The organism is Vibrio sp. 10N.222.46.A1 (assembly GCF_041473595.1).
In the GTDB taxonomy this organism is placed as follows: domain Bacteria; phylum Pseudomonadota; class Gammaproteobacteria; order Enterobacterales; family Vibrionaceae; genus Vibrio; species Vibrio tasmaniensis_A.
Map to the genome: position 1 here is coordinate 1 of NZ_JBFRSN010000757.1, position 5,537 is coordinate 5,537.

Genomic DNA, 5,537 nt, shown 5'->3' on the forward strand with positions numbered 1-5,537 from the left:
GAAGAAGCTCGTCGCGTTCACTAACCTTGTTCAAACTCGTTTTAACCGACTACCAGACGAACTGAAGCTGTGGCTTGGTATCATTCATTTCAAACTAAGAGACCTGCAAACCGCAAAAGAGCTTCTGACCAATACCTCAGGCAACTCTACGATCGAAAATGCGTTGGTTTATATGATGGTTTCTCACATTGCTTATAAGCAAGACAACATGGAGAAGTTCCGCCTGAACTACATGGAGTCTCTGGTTGCGTTATTAAGAGTGGTTCCATCCGAAGATCTATTCGCTCGACTATCCAAACCTGAATCAAAATCGACCTGCCTACAACCTTGGAAGAGCTTAAAGCTAAGCGTTAAAGAGCCTCTGATCATAAAGCAGTGGGAAAACTTAATGCTTAACTACTGCACCGCAGTCGGGCAACAATTCTCAAAGGAAAACAAAAAAACCTTTCAGATAAATAACTTAAATATAAATTAAGATCTTATGTGACTTCGTTTTTTGCCCTATTCACTCCTCAAACAATAGCATTCCTAAAAACATCGGGCCCACCAAGGGCTTCCAACTTTAGGAATGTTCAACATGAAAAAAACAATGACGCTGCTAGCAACCTCTCTCTTTGCTCTCTATGGTTGTGGCGGCGGAGGCGGCTCTTCTTCTGGTTCAACAGATGGTAACAAAGGTCCAAACAATCAGGTTGATTACCCTATTGAGAGCTCTGCATTTGCCCCTAAATCAGAAACAACATTAGGCTACTCATTTACCAAAGATGGTCAGACTGAAGGCGTGATGATAATGAGCTTCACACCTGTAAGCGGTGAACTCATCATTGCTGGTTTAAAAGAAGAGACAGGTAATGAAGCGGTAGTTCAAGTTATCAACGACCTAATCAATTACGGCATCACCGAATTTTATGTTTCTGAAGACATCATGACGAATGCTGAAGGTACACAAGAAGACGGCAGCATTTATTTTGCAGGCCCCGACCGTGGGTTACACGAAATCACCAACGCTTACTTCATTGGTAGCCAATACATCACAAGAATGATGTACAGCAGCCCAATGTTCCGTTTGAAAGGAACAGACGTAAAAGAGAGCAACCCGATCATTGATATCAGTGAGGAAACCGTTTCGTTACAAGTCACGTTAGATGGCGAAGCAGTCGCTAACATGCTGAATGACTTTGAAGATCACTCGTGGGTAGCAAGCCTTCCAACTGACGCCTCGTGCCGAGTCACATGGCAACAACAGATTGAAGAAACAGGTGTACGTAAGAGTTTCAAGATCTCTGATAAATTAATCGAAGCTGCGAACCTAACAGAGAAAAACACCTACAACATCAACTGTGAAGGCATGGATTCCGCAGAATTTGGCACATCATCAGAGCGCTGGTTCAACCCAAGTATCGGCTTAATTGAACATATTGAATTGATGTCTGTAGAGCAATCTACTATTGAAGAATCAGCAGCGATACTGACCTCAATTAGCTAGCCTTGACTTAGATTCACTAAACCTAAACTTGACCGCGAAACCGCAAACAATAAAAAAGGCTTTGGGGAGCACTCCAAAGCCTTTTAACAGCCGAATCCTTTAAGGGGAATAAGAATCAAGCCGATTGAAATAAAAACAAGGCTAACCTTCGATCAAGAGAATGCGAGTCTCGTAAGGTCGCAAAACTTGATGATGAGACGCCACTAAACTCTCGCTCACTTGATAATTAGACAACAAGCTCTTAGCCTTCGCCATCTCAAAACGTTCAGGTAAAACGCATTCAGCCTCTTTACCATAGTAGTTGTTAATGCACAGCAGAGTTTGTTCTTCACTCTCACGAACATACGCAAAAATGGATGGATGCTCAGGCAGTAGGTCTTGATAGCTACCATGAGTAATCACCGGCACTTCTTTACGCAATTCAATCAAACTCTTATAGAAATAGAAGACCGAGTCTTTATCTTCAAGCGCTTGCTCAGCATTGATCTCAGTGTAGTTATTCGAAACATCTAACCATGGCTGTGATAGCGAAAAGCCAGCGTAAGGCTCACTGTTCCATTGCATTGGTGTACGAGAGTTATCACGAGATTTCTGCGCTAAAATCGCCATCATATCTTCATGAGTAACACTGTCACGGTTAACCATGATATCGTACATATTGGTACTCTCTACATCACGATACTGGCTGATCTCGGTGTAACCCGGGTTAGTCATGCCAATCTCTTCACCTTGATAGATATAAGGTGTGCCTTGCATCATATGCACAGAAGCAGCCAACATTTTAGCCGATTCAACACGATATTGTTGATCGTTACCTAAGCGGCTCACGACTCTTGGTTGGTCGTGGTTACACCAGAATAGTGCGCCCCAACCTTTTCCGTTCAAGCCAGTTTGCCAGTGGTTAAAGATCGACTTGAGCTGTAAGAAATCGAAGGGAGCGTTGGTCCATTTCTCACCATTGGAGTAATCGACCTTAAGGTGGTGGAAGTTAAACACCATCGATAGCTCGCTGTTATCAACGTTTGAATACTGCTGACAATGCTCCAACGTGGTTGAAGACATCTCACCTACGGTCACGCTACCATATTTCTGGAATACCGCTTCGCTGATCTCTTTTAGATATTCGTGCACACGTGGGCCATCGGTATAGAAACGACGACCATCACCAATATCATCATTAGAGAAATCTTGCTGCTTTGAAATCAGATTAATGACATCAAGGCGGAAACCATCGACGCCCTTCTCTGCCCAGAAGCTGATAACGTCTTTTACTTCTTCGCGTACAACCGGGGTCTCCCAGTTGAGGTCGGCCTGTTCTTTCGCAAATAGATGTAAGAAATACTGACCAGTGGCTTCATCCATTTCCCATGCATTACCACCGAACTTAGACTGCCAGTTGGTTGGTGCTTGACCGTTTACTGGGTCTTTCCAGATGTAATAATCACGGTATGGGCTGTTTTTGTCACCCAGTGCAGACTGAAACCATGCATGCTCTGTTGAAGTATGGTTGACCACAATATCCATCACGATGCGAATGCCACGTTGGTGCGCTTCAGACAATAATAAGTCGAAGTCTTCCATAGTGCCGAATTGAGGGTTAATCGCGTAGTAGTCTGAGATATCGTAACCATTGTCGATCATGGGTGACGCGTAAACTGGGGTTAGCCAAATCGCATCTACACTCAAATGTTTGAGGTAATCCAGTTTCGAAATGATCCCTTTGATATCGCCAGTACCCTTACTGCCACTGTCGCAGAAGCTCTTTGGGTAGATTTGATAGATGGTCGCGGTTTTCCACCAGCTTTCATCATGTTCAGTCATCGCCATCTCTAACACTCACTTACCAGAAAATATAAAATAAAAATCACCATGCAAATCATGGTCGAATAGCCGTTATAACTGAGAGAAAAAGCTATAACTAAGAGAAAAGCGATGACTCAATTGAATCATCGCTTGTTAAATGCATTACGCGTTGGCGGTTTCTAGCTCGCCTTTCATCTGTGCTCGTTTATAGAAGAACAATGTCAGCGTTATCGGCAGTACAACCGCCACCAGCATCGCGACTAAGTAAATCGACCAATATTGAGGTTGAATCGATAAGATGCCCGGCAAGCCACCAACACCGATACCATTCGCCATCACACCTGCACTACCACAGATTGCAGCCGCTGCGGCACTGCCGATCATTGCGCTCAGCATTGGGAATTTGTATTTAAGGTTGATGCCGTACATCGCTGGTTCCGTCACACCTAAGTACGCAGAGATTGCCGCAGGTACCGAGATGTCTCGTTCGCCTTCGCGCTTACTCAAAATGATGATGCCGACAACCGCTGAAGCTTGTGCAATGTTTGATAGCGCAATCAAAGGCCAGATTGGTGTGCCACCTAAGTCTTGCATCAGTTGTAAGTCCACAGCGTTGGTTGTGTGGTGAATACCCGTAATAACCAAAGGTGCGTATAGGAAGCCAAAGACCACTGAACCAAGAACCGCGAAGTCACCTGTCATTGCCACTTTGGCAGTGAATGCCACACCATCACCCAACATACGACCGAATGGGCCAATAAAGGCGTGAGCCAGAATCACAGACAAGATGATCGAGACAAATGGCACGACAACTAGGTACAGATAAGAGGGTACAATGCGCTTAAGGTTGGTCTCAATGAAAGCCAGAGCCACGCCCGCTAACATCGCAGGGATCACCTGAGCTTGATAACCGACTTTCTCAATCACGAACAAACCAAAGTCCCACACCTCAGGTACCGATTTACCTATCATGTAAGCGTTCATCAATTGTGGGGAAACCAAGGTCACACCGAGCGTGATACCCAAAATAGGGGTTCCGCCGAGTTTCTTAACCGTTGCCCAACACACACCAACCGGTAGGAAGAAGAAGATCGCTTCGCCAATCAACCACAAGAAAGAATGAACGGTAGCCCAGAATTGGCTTATCTCAACCAAGGTTTTGCCGTCGAACATGCGAATGTCGCCAATCACATTACGGAAACCAAGAATCAAACCACCCGTAATAATGGCAGGTAGCAGTGGTACGAAAATTTCGGCTAAATGGGAGATACCACGCTCAAGGAAGTTCATGTTCTGGCGAGCCGCTAGTTTCGCCTCATCTTTTGATGATGCATCTTTACCGGTTTGCTCAATAAGAAGGGCGTACACCTCATCAACCTCGGTGCCAATAACCACTTGAAATTGACCTGCGTTAGTAAAGCAGCCTTTTACCAGCTTAAGCTTCTCCAATTCTGCTTTGTTCGCTTGTTCCGTATCATTCAATACAAAACGCAGTCGAGTCAGACAATGGCTGACACTCGCAATATTCTCTTTGCCACCGACTAACTCGATAAGACGCGCAACGTCTTGCTTCGCTATCTTACTCATACTACCCCACCCTGGTTTCATTCAATTACTCATCTAAACCATGCAGCGATAACCACTCGGATTTAGACTTATGGGAACATTCCCAATCACGATTATTATAATGCCCACATGAATGATAAATTAAAATGGGAACAGTCCCATTAATTGAAAGAGATCACACTCTAATTTTAATCTAAGCGGTTCAATTTCGCTTGATTGAGTGGATTATAGAATAGGTGATTGAGTGTGATGAGAGATCTCTGCATTACCTAAAAGCTGAGAGATCAATAAATTAGCGGCCAACTTACCCGCAGATTGATACCCAGGATCAATACTAAATACTCGCGGGAACAAGAAAGAGAGAAGATCATTGCCACCAACACCGGTCACCACCACATCTTCACGTTGTAGTTCTTGCAGACGTTTGATTACACCAAGAGCCAATGTGTCACTGGCACACACAATCGCTTGAGTTGTAGGAGTCAGTACCTCATCCACCAGCTGATAAGCACTTTCATGATGAAGTTGACCAGTACGATAGTTGGCAATCACTCCAGCGCTTTCACACCAATCTAGATAGGCCTTAAGACGCAGTTCACCGGTTGATTTGTCGCTAGGATCAACGCCAATGAAACCAACCTCAGAGATTTCCTGCTCTGCTAGATGCGTTAACGCACTATTG

Annotated in this window: 4 protein-coding genes and 1 pseudogene; 2 read left to right on the forward strand and 3 right to left on the reverse strand. The window is 44.6% G+C overall.

The window, feature by feature from the left end; all coding sequences use genetic code 11:
* Positions 1 to 475 (forward strand): annotated as a pseudogene (locus tag AB4496_RS19675) (transcriptional regulator); the annotation flags it as partial.
* A gap of 102 nt (positions 476 to 577) precedes the next feature.
* Complete coding sequence (locus AB4496_RS19680; protein WP_009847442.1) at positions 578 to 1,486, forward strand: hypothetical protein; 909 nt, start codon at positions 578 to 580, stop codon at positions 1,484 to 1,486.
* Positions 1,487 to 1,627: 141 nt separating this feature from the next.
* Here AB4496_RS19680 and treC read toward each other — a convergent pair whose 3' ends face one another.
* The 3 genes from treC to AB4496_RS19695 all read right to left on the reverse strand — a co-directional run.
* Entirely contained in the window at positions 1,628 to 3,313 is a 1,686-nt protein-coding gene (gene treC, locus AB4496_RS19685; RefSeq protein ID WP_009847443.1) for an alpha,alpha-phosphotrehalase, read from the reverse strand.
* A gap of 138 nt (positions 3,314 to 3,451) precedes the next feature.
* Positions 3,452 to 4,876 (reverse strand): PTS trehalose transporter subunit IIBC, encoded by a 1,425-nt coding sequence (gene treB / locus AB4496_RS19690; RefSeq protein ID WP_009847444.1) that lies wholly within the window; start codon positions 4,874 to 4,876, stop codon positions 3,452 to 3,454.
* 204 nt (positions 4,877 to 5,080) lie between these two features.
* A partial coding sequence (locus AB4496_RS19695; protein ID WP_372131688.1) for a substrate-binding domain-containing protein occupies positions 5,081 to 5,537 on the reverse strand: 457 nt, incomplete at its 5' end.